At 65.0% G+C, this 15,223-nt stretch carries 13 protein-coding genes; 10 read left to right on the top strand and 3 right to left on the bottom strand.

Features of this window, described 5'->3' with window-relative positions:
- Nucleotides 1-21 precede the first annotated feature (21 nt).
- The 8 genes from ACV4UX_RS00870 (at nucleotide 22) to ACV4UX_RS00835 (ending at nucleotide 7,852) form a co-directional block, all read left to right on the top strand.
- Nucleotides 22-690: a hypothetical protein gene (locus tag ACV4UX_RS00870; RefSeq protein ID WP_491591453.1), complete on the top strand. Its 669-nt coding sequence runs from the start codon at nucleotides 22-24 to the stop codon at nucleotides 688-690.
- Between the two features lie 254 nt (nucleotides 691-944).
- Entirely contained in the window at nucleotides 945-2,048 is a 1,104-nt protein-coding gene (gene ald, locus ACV4UX_RS00865; RefSeq protein ID WP_491591452.1) for an alanine dehydrogenase, read from the top strand.
- A 160-nt stretch (nucleotides 2,049-2,208) separates the two neighbouring features.
- A complete protein-coding gene (locus ACV4UX_RS00860) occupies nucleotides 2,209-2,958 on the top strand; it encodes a PTS system mannose/fructose/sorbose family transporter subunit IID (RefSeq protein WP_491591451.1) in 750 nt (249 codons plus the stop codon).
- Between the two features lie 25 nt (nucleotides 2,959-2,983).
- Nucleotides 2,984-3,292: an HPr family phosphocarrier protein gene (locus ACV4UX_RS00855; protein WP_491591450.1), complete on the top strand. Its 309-nt coding sequence runs from the start codon at nucleotides 2,984-2,986 to the stop codon at nucleotides 3,290-3,292.
- A gap of 8 nt (nucleotides 3,293-3,300) precedes the next feature.
- Nucleotides 3,301-5,088 carry a phosphoenolpyruvate--protein phosphotransferase gene (gene ptsP / locus ACV4UX_RS00850; RefSeq protein ID WP_491591449.1) on the top strand — a complete coding sequence of 596 codons (1,788 nt, stop codon included), beginning with the start codon at nucleotides 3,301-3,303 and terminating at the stop codon, nucleotides 5,086-5,088.
- A complete protein-coding gene (gene smpB, locus ACV4UX_RS00845; protein WP_491591448.1) occupies nucleotides 5,085-5,555 on the top strand; it encodes an SsrA-binding protein SmpB in 471 nt (156 codons plus the stop codon). Before ptsP ends, smpB begins: the two co-directional genes overlap by 4 nt.
- A 54-nt stretch (nucleotides 5,556-5,609) precedes the next feature.
- Nucleotides 5,610-7,481 (top strand): P-loop NTPase fold protein, encoded by a 1,872-nt coding sequence (locus ACV4UX_RS00840; protein ID WP_491591447.1) that lies wholly within the window; start codon nucleotides 5,610-5,612, stop codon nucleotides 7,479-7,481.
- An 11-nt stretch (nucleotides 7,482-7,492) separates the two neighbouring features.
- Nucleotides 7,493-7,852: a HigA family addiction module antitoxin gene (locus tag ACV4UX_RS00835; RefSeq protein ID WP_491591446.1), complete on the top strand. Its 360-nt coding sequence runs from the start codon at nucleotides 7,493-7,495 to the stop codon at nucleotides 7,850-7,852.
- A gap of 5 nt (nucleotides 7,853-7,857) precedes the next feature.
- Here the strand turns inward: ACV4UX_RS00835 and ACV4UX_RS00830 are convergent, their stop codons facing one another.
- The 3 genes from ACV4UX_RS00830 to ACV4UX_RS00820 form a co-directional block, all read right to left on the bottom strand.
- A complete protein-coding gene (locus ACV4UX_RS00830; RefSeq protein WP_491591445.1) occupies nucleotides 7,858-8,298 on the bottom strand; it encodes a hypothetical protein in 441 nt (146 codons plus the stop codon).
- 83 nt (nucleotides 8,299-8,381) lie between these two features.
- Nucleotides 8,382-9,593 carry a calcium:cation antiporter family protein gene (locus ACV4UX_RS00825; RefSeq protein ID WP_491591444.1) on the bottom strand — a complete coding sequence of 404 codons (1,212 nt, stop codon included), beginning with the start codon at nucleotides 9,591-9,593 and terminating at the stop codon, nucleotides 8,382-8,384.
- 215 nt (nucleotides 9,594-9,808) lie between these two features.
- Nucleotides 9,809-10,393, bottom strand: a complete 585-nt coding sequence (locus tag ACV4UX_RS00820; protein ID WP_491591443.1) for a LysE family translocator — start codon at nucleotides 10,391-10,393, stop codon at nucleotides 9,809-9,811.
- A gap of 224 nt (nucleotides 10,394-10,617) precedes the next feature.
- Between ACV4UX_RS00820 and ACV4UX_RS00815 the strand changes: the two genes are divergently transcribed.
- Together ACV4UX_RS00815 and ACV4UX_RS00810 are read left to right on the top strand one after the other, a co-directional pair.
- Nucleotides 10,618-13,647: a hypothetical protein gene (locus ACV4UX_RS00815; protein ID WP_491591442.1), complete on the top strand. Its 3,030-nt coding sequence runs from the start codon at nucleotides 10,618-10,620 to the stop codon at nucleotides 13,645-13,647.
- Nucleotides 13,648-13,744: 97 nt separating this feature from the next.
- Nucleotides 13,745-15,223 (top strand): aspartate:alanine exchanger family transporter (locus tag ACV4UX_RS00810; protein WP_491591441.1); only part of this gene is annotated, 1,479 nt, incomplete at its 3' end.

Raw genomic sequence — 15,223 nt, 5'->3', positions numbered from 1 at the left:
GCATCCCCATGCCTGGGCCACATGCCCATTGACCACTGGCTGGGCTCCCTCGACCACGCAGGACACCACGGCGTCCACGGCGACCTCGAAGCCCTCGGCGGCCTCGCCTACCCTTTCCTGAACGGCGGCCAGAGCGCCCTCCAGATCGAACGTCTGAGCCTCCACCTGGCCCTGCTGCCCCAGGAGGACCGGCGCAGGGCCATCGCCTACTCGCTCTACGTGCGCCAGCTGGACGCCATCCAGGAGGCAGGGGTGCGCGCCCTCTGCGCCCGGAACTGCCCGCGCCCGCCGCCAGGCTGCTGCAACGCCAATCACTTCGTGGTGCTCTCGCCTGCGGACATCCTGCTCTACCGGCCAACCCCGGCCGCCCTGCGCCTCTCTCACGCCATCGACTCCCTCCAGCGCCACGAGTTGCGCCACGCCCTGGCCCAAGGCGGCGTCCGGACCGGCTCCCGCTGCGCCTGCCTCTGCGCGACAGGCTGCGCTCTGCGCCTGTTCAAGTCGCCGCGCTGCGCGCACTACCTCTGCGAACAGGCCGAATCGGCCCTGGCCGCGCCTGAGGGGTCGGACAGCGCCCCCTTCCTGGCGGCCATGCGCGACGCCGCCCGCCAGACCATCGCCACCACCCGGGACTTCACCACCCCCCGGGTGCTTCTCGAAGCCGCCCTGCTCTTCCCCTGCCCGGCCTGACCGGCCCCTCCCGGCCCGACGCGCCACGGGCCGATTCCGGCAAGAGGGCACGCCCCGCCTCGCTCGGCGCCCTTGACCTTACCACCGGTACGCAATCTCCGCCCCAGCCTACCCTTCAAAGGGATATTGACATCTTTGTTGCTTTGAGCGATTTCTTCGTTCGGTTCAACGCTGCATAGATTTCGCTGAAACTAACGGCCGTTCCTCCTAAAGGAACATCTGACAGCTTTCAACCCCAAACAAGGAAGACTCCCATGATCATCGGCATCCCCAAGGAGATCAAACCTCAGGAAAATCGCGTGGCCATGACTCCCGGCGGCGTCGCCTCCCTGGTGCGCGCCGGTCACGAAGTGCTCGTGGAGGATGGCGCGGGCGCGGGCTCGGGCCTCACCAACGACGAATACGTCAAGGCCGGGGCCAAGCTCGTCACCGCCGCCCAGGCCTGGGGCGCCAAGATGGTCATCAAGGTCAAGGAGCCCATCGCGGCCGAATATCCGTATCTGCGCCCGGACCTGCTGCTCTTCACCTACCTGCACCTGGCCGCCGACGAGCCCCAGACCCGCGCGCTGCTGGCCTCCAAGTGCACCGCCGTGGCCTACGAGACCGTGCAGCTGCCCGACGGCTCCCTGCCCCTGCTCACCCCCATGTCCGAAGTGGCCGGGCGCATGGCCACCCAGGTGGGCGCGCACTACCTGGAGAAGTACCAGGGCGGGCGCGGCGTGGTGCTGGGCGGCGTGCCCGGCGTGGCCCCCGGCAACGTGGTGGTGCTGGGCGGCGGCGTGGTGGGCACCAACGCCGCCAAGATGGCCCTGGGCCTGGGCGCCAACGTCACCCTGCTGGACGTCTCCCACAAGCGCCTGCAGTACCTCGACGACGTGTTCGGCGGCCGCCTGACCACCATCACCTCCACCGAGCCCAACATCTGGGACGCCGTGGCCAAGGCCGACCTCGTGGTGGGCGGCGTGCTCATCGTGGGCGCGAAGGCCCCCAAGCTTGTCACTCGCGAGATGCTCAAGGTGATGAAGGAAGGCTCCGTGATCGTGGACGTGTCCGTGGACCAGGGCGGCTGCGTGGAGACCATCAAGGCCACCACCCACAAGGATCCCACCTACGTGGTGGACGGCGTGGTGCACTACGGCGTGGCCAACATGCCCGGCGCGGTGCCGCGCACCTCCACCTTCGCCCTCACCAACCAGACCCTGCCCTACGCCATGAAGCTGGCCGCCAAGGGCCTGGACGCCCTCAAGGACGACGCCAGCCTGCTGCCTGGCCTGAACGTCCACAACGGTCTGCTCACCTGCAAGGCCGTGGGCGAGGCCTTCAACATCGCCAGCGTGGCCCCCGGCGACGTGTTCTAGACGGAGAAAGTCCGCTTTCCGCGCCCCCGGCAGGCCAACGCCCGCCGGGGGCGCTTCTTTTCCCCCTTCCGGGCGTCGCGAAGCCCCCCGGGGACGCGCCGCGCTTGTCATTTCCCTCGCGATTTGCCAGTATCTGCGCAAACATTCGGTCCGTGCAGGCATGAACACCCCAGGCGCCCTCACCACCCGGACCCTGATCCGGACCTACCTCCGATGCTATCTCGTGGGCGCTTCCTTCAACACGCGCGGGCTCCAGACCATTGGACTGGCCCTGGCCATGGAACCGGGCCTCGAAATCCTCTACCCGGACCCGCAGGCCAGGCGTCACGTCTGGCGGCGCTACCTGAAGATCTACAACACCCACCCCTTCTGGACCCCGTTCCTGGTGGGGGTGTTCCTTGCCCTGGAGGCGCGCATCGCCCGCCGCCAGTTCCCCGACACCATGCTCGACCAGGTGAAGAGCACCGTGGTCTACACGCTCTCCGCCGTGGGCGACTCCTTCTTCGGCGGCAGCCTGGCCGTGTGCTGGTCGCTGGCCACGGCCTGCCTGCTGGCCGCCGGGCAGCCCTGGGCCGCGTTCCTGCTGGCCGGCGCGCTCTTCGCGGCGCTCAACCTGTTCAAGCTGGGCACGTTCATCCTGGGCTACCGCCACGGCTTCGCCGCGCTCACGCGCATCCGCAACTGGGACCTGATCAACTGGGGGCGGCGCATCAAGGTGTTGAACGGCGCGCTCCTGGTGGTGCTCTGGGCCCTGGTCTGGCCGCGCGACATGGGCCCCGCCGCCTGGGCCCTGGGCGTGGCCTCGGTGCTCGCCCTGGCCTTCGCCGCGGGCAGGGGCCGCATCCCCCGCGAACTCCTGGTCGGCCTGGCCATCGTCGCCTGTTTGTTTTTTTTCTGGATTCACGTATGATCTGCCGGTTTTCATGGTGACCACAATGCCCGACACGACATCCCCGCCCCCCCTCGACACAGCCCAGGACGACGAATGCGTCCGGCTGGTCTGCGTGCTCAACGAGCAGGGCCTCCACGCCCGGCCCGCCGCCCGTCTCGCCCAGGCCGCCCAGACGTTCTCGGCCGACATCGCCATCACCATGGGCTCGCAGACCGTGGACGCCAAATCCATCCTCGACATCCTGACCCTGGCCGCCGGACACGGGGCCAACCTGGAGCTGCGCGCCAAGGGGCACGACGCCCGCCAGGCCCTCGATTCCCTGGCCGACATGTTCAAACACCGCTTCCAGTGAGACCCGCCATGGCCACCGCCAAGCTCGCCGGCATCCCCATCTCCGCTGGCATTGCCATCGGCAAGGCCTTTTTCCTCAACCGCTCGCACTTCGCCCAGGTTCCGCGCCACACCGTGCCCGAAAGACTCCTGGACGAGGAGCGCGAGCGCCTGCGCGTCGCCTTCCAGCAGGCCCGCGACGAGCTTTCCGGCATCCGCAAGCGCGTCCCCGCCGAGCTCAAGGACCACGCCCTGATCATCGACTCCCACCTGATGATCATGAGCGACCCCAAGCTCCAGGGCGCGGCCGAACGCCACCTGACCGAGCTGCGCATCAACGCCGAATGGGCTCTGGAAAAAGCCGTGGCCGACCTGGAAGAGGCCTTCAACGCCCTGGACGACCCCTACTTCCGCGAACGAGCCCAGGACGTGCGCGTGGTCTGCGACCGCGTGCGCGGGCAGCTCATGGGCCGCAAGGTGGACTTCAAGGCCATGGGCAGCCGCGCCGTGCTCCTGGCGCACGACCTCACCCCCGCCGACACCGTGGAGCTCCAGGTGGACAAGATCATGGGCTTCGCCACCGTGCAGGGCGGCAAGACCTCCCACGCGGGCATCCTGGCCAAGTCCCTGGGCATCCCCGCCGTGGTGGGCGTGGACGGCCTGGAGGAAGCCGTGCAGGACGGCTCCATCGTGGTGGTGGACGGCCTCAAGGGCGTGGTGCTCGTGGAGCCCACCGAGGAGGAACTGGCCGCCTACGGCGACCTCAAGTACCAGTTCGAGTCCTACCGGGGGGCCATCATCAAGAACTGCCACCTCCCTGGCGAGACCCTGGACGGCTACCGCCTCAAGGTGAAGGCCAACATCGAGCTCTACGAGGAGGTGGCCCAGGTCATCGACAACGGCGGCGACGGCATCGGCCTGTTCCGCACCGAGTACGCCTACCTCAACCGCACCGAGCTGCCCACCGAGGATGAACTCTTCGAGCATTACCGCGACCTGGCCGACATCCTCTCGCCCCGGCGCGTGATCCTGCGCACCCTGGACCTGGGCGCGGACAAGTTCATGGCCCACTTCGGACGCCTGGAGGAGCAGAACCCGGCCATGGGCCTGCGCGCCGTGCGCTTCTGCCTGCGCAACCGCGAGCTGTTCCGCACCCAGCTGCGCGCCATCGCCCGGGCCTCGGTGGTGGGCAACATCTCCATCATGTTCCCCATGATTTCGGGCCTCAAGGAGCTGCGCCAGTCCATGAACCTCCTGCGCCAGTGCCAGGCCGAGCTGACCGCCCAGGGCCTGCCCCACAACCCCGCCATGCCCGTGGGCATGATGGTGGAGCTGCCCTCGGCCGTGATGACCGCCGAGATCATGGCCCGCGAGGTGGACTTCTTCTCCATAGGCACCAACGACCTCATCCAGTATTCCCTGGGCATCGACCGCACCAACCGGCACGTGTCCTATCTGTACCAGCCGCTGCATCCGGCCGTGGTGCGCTCCATCAAGCACGTCACGGACTCGGCGCACCAGGCGGGCATCGAGTGCAACCTCTGCGGCGAGATGGCCTCCGATCCGTTCTGCGTGCCCATCCTCATGGGCATGCAGATCGACGCCATCAGCCTGAACCCGCAGAACATCCCCGGCATCAAGCACATCATCCGCCAGACCACCATGGACGACTGCAAGAAGCTCCTGAAGCAGGTGCTGGAGTCGCCCACCGTTGCGCGCACCAACCAACTGGTGCGCGAGACCATCTTCCAACAGTTCCCGGACCAGCTGACGTTCTTCTATTCGCTGCTGGATTCCGAGGAGGGCCCCACGCAGTGAGTTCCAAGTCCGGCGAACCCGTCAAGGTGATCGCCTCCAACAAAAAGGCCCGGCATCTTTACGAAATCCTCGGCACCATGGAGGCGGGCATCTCGCTCATGGGGTCGGAGGTGAAGAGCCTCAGGGCCGGCAAGGCCAGCTTCAAGGACTGCTACGTGCAATTCACGGGCAACTTCGAGGCCATCCTGAAGGGCCTGCACGTGAACCCGTACGAAAACGCGGGCTACGCCCAGCACGAACCCGAGCGCGACCGCAAGCTTTTGCTTCACGACCACGAAATAAGGGCCTGGAAGGCGAAGGTGGAGCAAAAGGGCCTGACCGTGGTGCCTTTGAAGATCTACCTGAAGCGCGGCAGGATCAAAGTGGAGATCGGGCTGGGGAGAGGGAAGAACGTGCACGACAAGAAGGACACGTTGAAAATGAGGGACTTGGAGCGGGAGGCGCAGAGGGAGAGAGCAAATTACTAAACACCATCACATACCGCATCAATACACTGACTTGCAACACCAAAGCGAACAGCCATGCCTATAAACGAACTACAGATCAATGCCATTGAGCACTACGCCAACAGCAACACATCGCCACGATATGCAATAATGCTAAACGGACAATGGGGCACCGGTAAAACACATTTCACACAAAACGTCATCAACAACCTCAGAGCCAACAACAAGACAGCATATCACATCAGCCTATTTGGCGCTACATCCGCTGACGACATTGACAATCTCCTGTTTGAAGCAGCCCACCCCATACTAGCTTCAAAAGGCATGAGGATAGCAACCAAACTTCTTAAATGCTCACTCCGAGCAACACTTAGATTTGATTTTGACAAAGACAAGAAAGACGACCTATCCGTAAGTAGTCAAGGATCACCACCCAAGCTATCCGACATATTCCCAAACGTAAAAGACGCTTTGATAGTGTTCGATGACTTCGAGAGAAGCGCCCTATGGCAAGATCAGGTCCTAGCCTATATCAATCATTTAATAGAGCACAGCACCATCAAGGCCATTGTTGTTGCAGACGAAGAAGGTCTCAGGAAAATTTGTGAACAGCGTCACAAAAATTATATGACGATGAAAGAAAAGGTGATCGGCAAAACCCTAACAATTCTTCCGGACACGAAATCAGCACTAGATTCTTTTATCAAAGAACTAGAGTCTGAGAACGCAAGAGAAATCCTGTCCGAAAACGCCGAACTCATTATCGACATATTTACCAAATCAGGACACAATAACTTGCGATCACTGCGACACGCAATAATTGACTTCGAAAACGTACTAACGATACTACCTGAGTTTTCGCGCAGCGACATAAGCTTTACACGCCACATCCTTGAGATACTCCTCATCCTTACCATGGAAACCAAACAGGAGACAACATGCTCAAGAAAACCATCTGACATTCTCCTATCACGAAGCACCCCCCTGTCACTTACCAACGACACCCTCAGTGAAATACGAGACAAGTACCCCTCAACTAATTTTTACGAAACAGGCATAGGAGAAAGCACCTGGGATGATTTTTTCTCAAGAGGCTCATTCTCTACTGAAGCATCCACAGCATACATCAAGAATAACTCATTCTTTTATAGCGACACAAGAGAACCATGGATCACACTCTGGCACTACAACGACTTAGACATTACAACATACAACCAGACAATTGAGCAAGTACAAACGAGTATTTTGTCTTGTCAACACAAAGACATAGACACAATTAAACACATAGCACTGATTCTAGTCTCACTATCAAAGGAAGGCATCATAGACACATCTTTAGAAGAAATTGTATCGCAAATAAAAAACTGCATCACAAAGGCCCGCGACAACAACGAGCTAATATATCAAAATTATTATGAGTCGCGCCGCTACAGGACAGCTCATGGACTAGGATTTTATTGCATCAACTCAGAAGAATACAAAATGATTGATTCAATTTGCGAGGAAGCTGTCGAGAAAACAATGGAATCGAACCTGCAGCACAAAGCAAAAGAACTCCTTAATACGCTCAGCGCGTCACCAGAACTTTTCCTGACAGAACTCCAAAAGGCCACGGATGGCGTGGCGTTTAACAACAAACAGCCAGTACTTAAATACATAAATCATGCTGATTTTTTCACATCACTGGCGCGACTGAATCCACAACAGGGAAGACTCATCCTTTCTTCCATCTACGAAAGATACGACAAAGCGGACAGAGACACACTATACCATGCCGAACACAACTTCATATTATCTCTACACAAAACAATCATGGACAAAGCAGAAAAATGTTCCGACAAATTTCAAAAATATACACTAACCACGCTTGCAAACTACATTAATAACGACATTTTGACTAAATTCGACAAACTACACACCAACACCAATCAACACGAGACATCTTAGCTTCTTACGCGATGTCAAACATCAGCGATGTGGTGTATGTCATCACACAGAAATACAGCTTGTATGCAACAGGAAACCCTCCCCCTCATCCACCCGGCGAAATCCTCCTTGAGGAGTTCATGCAGCCCCTCGGCATCAGCCGGAACCGCCTCGGGCGGGACCTTGCCGTGCCCGCTCAGCGCATCGCCGAAATTGTGCACGGGCGGCGCTCCGTCACCACCGACACCGCCCTGCGTCTGGCCGCGTACTTCGGCGTCTCCCCGGACTTCTGGCTGAACCTCCAGAAATCCTACGATCTGCGCAAGGCCCGCCAGGACGGGCTCACCGAGCGCATCGCCAGGGAGGTCCGGCCCCTGCCCGCCCAGGCCTGAGCGCCCTACCCGTTCCCCGTCATCATCCGCAGCAGCCCCAGCAGCTTGCCCAGAAGCGCCGCGCCCATCTCCTTGGCCTCGTGCAGGGCCGCCTCCCAGCGCGTGGCGAAGCCGGGCACGCTCGAGCCCTCCGGGAGGTCCTCCCCCGTGGACCACACGTTGTAGAGCATCAGCTCGTCGCCCGAGACGAAGCAGAACGTGTTGCGCTCCATCTCCCCGGCGAAGCGCGCGTCGATGCACACCGCAAGCTCGCGTTCGCCCGACGCGCCCTCCACCACGCCCACCTGGCGCTTGCCCAGCATCACCTTGGCGGGCGGCGCGACAAGCTCCGTCCGGAACGTCACGCGGAACTGCCGGCACGCCTTGCGCTCCTCGGCCAGCGCCTCGCACAAGGGCATCAGCGCGGCCAGGGCGGCGCCGGCCACCCCGCATCCAAAACGTCCCATGGAGCCTCCTTCGTTTCCGAGGCCCGGGGCTTCACCCCGGGCCGATGCACGGCAACAGCGCCGATTGTTTCAAATCCGCCGCGTCAGCGCAACGCGCGCACGAATCCCGCCGTGCGGCGCATGTTCCCGGCCAGCAGCACCGCCGCGAACACCGCATAGAGCACCGAAAGCGCCACGCGCTCCGGCATGGCCACGGCATGGGCAAGACCCGTCAAACCCGCCAGCGCGGGCCACGCGAACTGCAGCACGAACAGCGCGAAGAGCGTCGCGGCCCCGCGCATGGACAACCGCAGCCGCACCAGCAGAAACACCGCCAACAGAGACTGCGCCGCCGTGAGCAACACCTCGTTCATCTGCACGCCGTCCAGGGGCATGGAGGCCGTCAGGTCCCCCGAGGACACACCGTACACCCCGGGGATCATCCCCACCAGCAGCGTCCACTGGTTGAGCTTGGACGATAGCAGGCTCCCCAGCGCCACGCCCGCCTGACCGCGCATCGCGAACATCACCGCCAGCACAAACTCCGGGGCCTCCGAGGCGATGGGCGCAAGCCACTGCACCAGCAGGAATTCGTTGATCCCGAGCACCTTGCCCGTGGCCACCAGCCCCTCGCTGAACAGCTCCGCCACCGCCAGAATCACACCGGCCGCGTAGAGAAACAGCGCCGCAGTGGCCGCCCGGCGCTGCCCCTGGGGCAGATGCCCCAGCACCTCGGCCGGGCCTTCCAGCTCCACCTCACCGCACGGACGGCGGCTGACCACCGCGATGTACCACGCGTAAAGCCCCACGAACACCAGACCGTCGTACCAGGTCAGGCTCCCCTTGAGCGGCACGGTGAAGGCGTAGAGGGTCGCAAGCCCCAAAAAGGCCACCTCCGTGGAGCGCTCCTCCTCCAGGTGCACGGGGCCGCGCGTGCGCAGCCAGCAGATGAAGGCGATGGACGCCCAGCCCACGCCGATGAGCAGACGGTTGGCCCCGGTCATGTTGGCGATGGCGTAATGGGAGTACTCGGAGCCCGGATGCTGACCGGCTTGCCAGGTGAAGTACATGTCCACGGCGTACTCCGGCAGCACGGCGATGAGCGCCACCACGGCCAGGGCCAGGGTCTGGGGGATGTCCTTCTGGGCCACGTCGCAGGCCCAGAGCAACAAAAAAGAGGCCCCCAGCACGGCCGCTCCCGTGAGCAACGTCACGGCGGGGGCGGGCAGTTCCAGCCCGGTCAGGCGCAGGGAAAGCCCGGGTAGCGCGACCAGGGCTGCGATCCAGAGTGGGACGAGACGTTTCGCGGCGTTCATGAAGCCTCCAGGCGGTCTTCGGTTCGCCGGAGGCTTTCAAAAGAAAAAACCTCCGGCATGAGTGGACTCATGCCAAAGGTCTCGCTCATCGGTTGGACCGACGGCAAAGCCAGGCGTGGCACGCCAGGATGTTGACTTTGCCTTTGGGAAGCTACTCCCCCTTGGACAAACGGCCTATACGCCAATGCGACGCCGCGCGCAAGCCCCCTCTCCGGCTACCGGGCGTCCGAGAGAGCCAACCGCACCCCCAGGCCCACGAAGAGCGCCCCGGTGGCCCGGCCCAGCCACGACCCCGTGCGCCCGTTGCCGCGCAGCAGGGACGCCGCCTTGGCCGAGGACCACGCCAGACAGAGCATCCACGCCGTGCCGGTCAGGTTGAAGACGAACCCCAGGGTCAAAAACGCCAAGGCCTTGCCCGGCGCGGACTGGTCGATGAACTGGGGCAGAAACGCCAGGAAGAAGAGCGCCACCTTGGGGTTGAGCACGTTGGTCAAAAACCCCTGGGTGAACACCTTGCGCCGGGCCAGGCCCTCGGGCGCGACCGCCCGCGCCTCGCCGCCGCCGCGCGCCAGGAGCAGGGAGAGCCCGCTCCAGACCAGATAGGCCGCGCCCGCAAGCTTCACCACCGTGAAGGCCGTGGACGAGGCCGCCATCACCGCCGAGAGCCCCAGCGCTGCGGCCAGGATGTGCACCACGCACCCCGAGGCGATGCCGAAAGCCGCCAGCGCGCCCGCCCGGAACCCCTGGGACGCCGCCCGACCGGCCACGTAGAGGTTGTCCGGCCCGGGAGCGATGTTCATCAGGACCCCGGACGCGACGAACAGCCAGAAATCATGGATGCCAAGCATTGCGATCCCCCCGCGCGATCCGATGGCCGCGCCTCCCGGCCGGTTGCCGGTGGCCCTGGCTAGCCCCGGCGCGCGGCCGCGTCAAGGGAGCCTTCGCGCGGCTTGACAAGGTTCCCCCCGCGTGTTTGTTTTCATTCCGGGGTGTTAGGAAAATGACCGCAAGGCAGGGGCCATCCATGCGTCACGGCGCGCGCACGCTCGAAGACCGTCTGCTCTTCGACCGCAAGGACCACGAACTGCTGGGCATCGTCCACGACGTGCTCGGCCGCGAAGACCTCTCCGGGGTCAAGCACCTGCTTACGCCCTATCTCCACCCGCGCGGCATCAAGGAGACTGCGGCCAGCCAGGGGCTGCGCACGGCATACGCAGCAGCCAACCTCCTGGGATCGCTGGAAATCGGCAAGGCGCACGACCGCATCAACGCCCTGCGCGCCCTCCAGGCCGAGGCCATGAGCACCGCCGCCACACACCTCAAGCGCAACACCGCCCGCGTGCTCATGCAGATCATGAAGGAACTGGTGCGCACCGAAGGCGACCCGCGCCGCCAGTTGGAACTGGCCCGCGATTTCCGCGCCGCAGCCACCGGCAAGCCCCGCGTGGTGGCCCGCCAGCTCCGGCAGAGCCACCTGGCGCTCATGCCCGAGGAGTGGACCCAGATCAGCTTCGACAACCACGTCCACGACGCCAACACCAAGGGCCGCAAGTCCGCCACGCACCTGATCATGGACGCCTGGATCAAGGGCATCCGCCACCTCACGGTGATCTACTACAACTTCGTGCCCGAGGGCGCTGCCGAGGAGCTCCTCTCGGCCGCCGAGATCATGGGCATCACCGTGCGCATCGGCATCGAATTCCAGACCCGCTACCGCGAGAAGCAGGCCAAGATCATCTGGGTGCCGCGCGGCTTCTCGGGCCGCTCGGACTTCCTGGCCTTTCTGCGCCACGAGGAGGTGGTGCGCTTCATGAGCCAGGGCCAGCGCCTGGCCCAGCTCCAGCAGGAGCAACTGCTCCACGTGCTGGGGGCCTTCAACGAAACCGTCCTGCCCGACTTCAACTCCTACTTCGGCCTGGACGCAAAGCCCTTCGGCGCGGAGGGCTTCCTGGCCGCCGTGGGTTCGGGCCAGGCCTCCCTGGTGCACCTGGGCAAGTACCTCCACGCGGGCCTGATGCCCCACCTCCAGGCCCGCCACCAGACCCTGGAAGCCGAACTGGCCTCCGCCGCGCCCGAGGATCGGCCCGCCGTCGAGGAGCTCATGGAGGAGCTGGACCTCCTCGACGCCGACGCCCTCATGGACGACTACCTCGAAAGCCTCGTGAGCCGCGAAATCCCCGACGACGGCGAGGCCGCGCCCCTCTACTGCGCCTCCCAGGGCCCCATGCAGCTCATCGAGGAGGTTACCCGCCTGCGCGCGGGCAACCGCTTCATCCTGAACCTCTGCTGCCTCGACGCGGAAGACGTGCTGGACATCCTGCGCCTCTGCCGGGGCAGGATCACCCACCTGGAGACCGTGAACCTGCGCAACTCCGCCATGGGCCAGGCCAAGGACCCCGTGGAGATCGCCCGCCTCCAGCACCTGATGAACCGCCAAAGCCTCATCCCCCTCAAGCGCTGGGTGCTCGGGCGCATGGACGCCCTGCGCGCCAGCGACGCCCCCGACGCTCCGGCACGCCTGGAGCGCCTGGAAACCGCCCTGCGCGCCCTGCCCTCGCTGCACGCCCAGTACCGCGACAGGCCCCTGCGCACCTCCATGGGCTCGGACTCCACGGGCCAGTCCTGCCGGGGCTACGGCATGGGCATGGTGGCCCGCGAAACCCTGCCCCCCGCCGCGCGCAAGGCCCCCTGGGCCTTCACCCGCGACGCGGGCCGCGCCATGGTGGTGGGCCTGCGCGTGGACCCGCGCACCGTGCGCGAACCCCGCGAAAGCTCCCACACGTCCCTGGACTCCCTCTACGCCTGGGCCAGGCGCACCCGGGGCATGCGCTGGCTGGGCTTCAAGGCCCGCGAGGAGTTCAAGTCCCGGGGGTTCTTCCCGGCCAGGCCCGGCGAGAGCAACATCCTCATCATGGGCGGGGTCAAGAAGGGCTGCGGCAACGCCCTGGGCCGCCAGGACCGGTCAGACCCCGCGCCGCGCAAGGGGCTTTCCTGGACCTACCTGACCACGGGACTCAAGAACACCCTCAAGGTGCTGGCCGGGTTCCTGCCCGCCATGCTCACCTTCCTGCTCACCAAGGACTGGTGGGTGCTCTCCTGGTTCGGGGCCGTCATCTGGTTCGCCATCACGGGCCTGCGCAACGTGATCCAGTCGGTGCTGGGCGGCGGGGGCATCTCGCGCACGCCGCTGCTCAAGTGGAACGACTACGTGAGCGTGGACCGTCTCTGCGAGTCGCTCATGTTCACGGGCTTCTCCGTGCCCCTGCTGGACTTCTTCGTGAAGACGCTCCTCCTGGACCGGGGCCTGGGCGTGAGCGTGGCCACGAGCCCCACGCTCCTCTACACCGTGATGGCCATGGTCAACGGGCTCTACATCTGCTCCCACAACCTCTACCGGGGCCTGCCGCGCAAGGCCGCCTTCCTGAACCTGTTGCGCAGCGCCTTCTCCATTCCCCTGGCCATGGGCTTCAGCGCGGCCCTCGGCGCGGCCATCTCCGCCCACGACCCCTCCCTGGCAGCCCCCATCCTCCAGCAGTGGGCCGCCGTGATCTCCAAGCTGGCCTCCGACTGCGTGGCCGGAATCATCGAGGGCCTGGCCGACCGCGAGAGCAACATGGCCCAGCGCCTGGGCGACTACCGCGACAAGATCGAACAGATGCTGGCCGTCCAGGAGAAGCTGGAGATCCTCCACCCCACCGTGGACGGCCTGGACATCCTGGCCGAACCCAAGCGCTTCGTGGCCGACCTGGGCAAGGACAGACCGGATCTCGTGAACGCCGTCATCGTCAACTCGCTCGATTTCCTCTACTTCTGGATGTATCAGCCCCGGGGCCGCCAGGCCCTGGCCCGCGTCCTGGCCGAGATGGACCCCAAGACGCGCCAGATCTTCTCCCATTCCCAGCAGGTGCTCCTGCGCAAGCGCGAGATCAGCCAGCTCTTCCTGGACGGCCTGCTGGGCAAGAACTTCTCCAAAGGCCTGGCCTTCTACCTGGACCACTCCGAAGGCTACCTGGAGGCCCTGGAGGAGATGGCCCCCCTGGAACGCGGGGCCTGACCAGACACCGAACACGGCCCGCAGCAACGCGGCGTCCGCCCCGGCATGCCCTCAACCCGGCGTCCCGGCGGGGATGCGCGCGGAGGAAAACCCGTCCATGGTCATCGACCTCGCCCAGCTCTTCGAGCTCCAGCCCCTGCTGCTCTTCTTCGCGGTGCTGGCGGCGGGCTACGCCGTCAGCAGGCTCGGCTTCCGGGGAGTGCACCTCTCCGCGCCCGTGGGCGTGCTCGTTGCGGGCATGCTCTTCGGGCACTTCGGCTTCAAGGCGCCGCCCATGCTCCAGGAGATCGGCTTCACGCTGTTCATCTATTCGGTGGGGCTCACGGCCGGGCCGCGCTTCTTCAACATCCTGCTGGCCGACGGCTCGCGCTACCTGGCCCTCACGGTGGCGGTGGCCCTGCTGGCCGGGGCCACCGCCCTGGGCCTGGGCCACCTCTGGGGCTTCAGCGCCCCCTCCTCGGCAGGCATGCTGGCGGGCACTCTCACCAGCTCGCCCACCCTGGTGGCAGCCCAGGAAGCGCTCATCCAGTCCAACCCGGACTCCCACACCGCCCTGGCCCAGATGGGCTCGGCCTACGCCCTCACCTACCTGGTGGGGCTCTTCAGCATCCTGGCGCTCATCCGCTTCGCGCCCGTGGCGCTGCGCGTGGACCTGGCCGCCGAGGCCCAGCTGCTCTCGCGCGAGCGCCAGTTCCGCGACGACGCCGACGATCTGGAGCCCGCCTTCCCTCCGCCCCAGCTGCGCGCCTTCCAGGTGGAGCGACCGGAGCTGGCCGGACTGGCCTTCGAGCGCCTGGACATCTGCCGCAACGGCCGCTGCGCCCTCCAGGCCGTGAAACGCGGCGGCGAGGTGTTCGTCCCCGCCCCCGGCGACCCTCTCGAAGCGGACGACCTGGTGGCCCTCTCCATGCCCGTGGGCATGGCCCCCCTGGCGACGGAACGCATCGGCCGCGAGGTGTTCGACACGGACCTGCTCTCAGACGTCATCGACACCGCCGAGATCACCGTCACCAGCCAGGACGCGGCGGGCAGGAGCCTGGGCGAGCTGACCGTGCTGGCCAGGCAGGGCTGCACCCCCGTGCGCCTGGTGCGCTCGCACATCCCCATCGCGCCCAGGCCCGACATCGTGCTGGAAAAGGGCGACCTGCTCACCGTGGCGGGGCTCAAGCACCGGCTCGACGCGGTGGTCAAGGCCCTGGGCTATGTGGAGCGCTCCATGGTGGAGACCGACCTCATCGCCTTCGTCTGCGGTGTGCTCCTGGGGCTGTGGCTGGGGGCCCTCAAGTTCCGGCTGGGCGAGGTGACGGTGGGGCTCGGACAGGCCGGGGGCCTGCTTGCCTCGGGGCTGGTGTTCGGCTTCGCGCGCTCCGCCCTGCCCAGCTTCGGGCGCATGCCCCAGGCGGCTCGCTGGCTCCTTTCGGAGCTGGGGCTTCTGTTCTTCATGGCCTGCGTGGGCCTCAAGGCGGGCGAAGGGGTGCTGGCCGCCCTGCGCGACTCGGGCCTGGAGCTGCTGGCCTGCGGCGTCGCCATCTCGGCCGTGAGCCTCTTCGGCGGCCTGGCCTTCGGGCGCTACGTG

The sequence above is a fragment of the Fundidesulfovibrio sp. genome, from assembly GCF_058402725.1.
This window is presented reverse-complemented; position numbering and strand designations above follow the sequence as displayed.